Below are 622 nucleotides of genomic sequence, written 5' to 3' on the forward strand. Positions count from 1 at the left end.
GGCTCACTTCGATGGTGATCTCTTCGCCCGAACGCCGAACAACCGTGGCCATGATCGCTCCTCGCCTCATCATTTACAGAGGCTTAGAGCATACTCCTCGAAATAACATCTTGTCGAGGCCGCACCCTACAAGGCTCTGGCTCAGAGGCCGCTTTCAGGCGCCCCGTCTCGCTGTCGCGTTCAACACTCGGCGCGCCCGCAGCCGCCACCCCTTCACGCACCAGCGCATCCAACGCTTGCTCATATTCCGGACAAAACGGGGGGCGCCCACCCGTGCGGCGAAACACCAGGGCCTCAGCACCGCCTTCGTTGTACCGATGAACCCAGCGCATCAGCGTCTGAGCATGGCGTTCGCTGCCGCGCGCAATCAGACTCGCGCTCTTCTGCGTTTGAGTCAGTTCATACAGCGCCAGAAAGCGCTCACGCGTGCGCGGGTGAGCGCTGCTCAGCGACAGCTCTCTGAGGTCCGCAGGAGTTTGTTGCCATTTGGCAAGATGTCCCGTCCCGGAAGATTATTTACCAAAGAGGAGCCATCCGTTATTCCTCGCGCGCGAGATGCTCGAAGCGCTCATCGCCGATCTCAAAGCGGATTGCTCAAGCGCTGAGCCATCCCAATGTCATG

At 60.1% G+C, this 622-nt stretch carries 1 protein-coding gene; it reads right to left on the reverse strand.

Going from position 1 to position 622, the window contains the following annotated elements:
• Nucleotides 1-83: 83 nt before the first annotated feature.
• Nucleotides 84-455, reverse strand: coding sequence for a helix-turn-helix domain-containing protein (locus CKO36_RS20640; RefSeq protein WP_200286514.1), 372 nt, complete (start codon nucleotides 453-455; stop codon nucleotides 84-86).
• Nucleotides 456-622: the final 167 nt, after the last annotated feature.

It is taken from the genome of Rhabdochromatium marinum (genome assembly GCF_016583795.1).
Taxonomy (GTDB): Bacteria; Pseudomonadota; Gammaproteobacteria; order Chromatiales; family Chromatiaceae; genus Rhabdochromatium; species Rhabdochromatium marinum.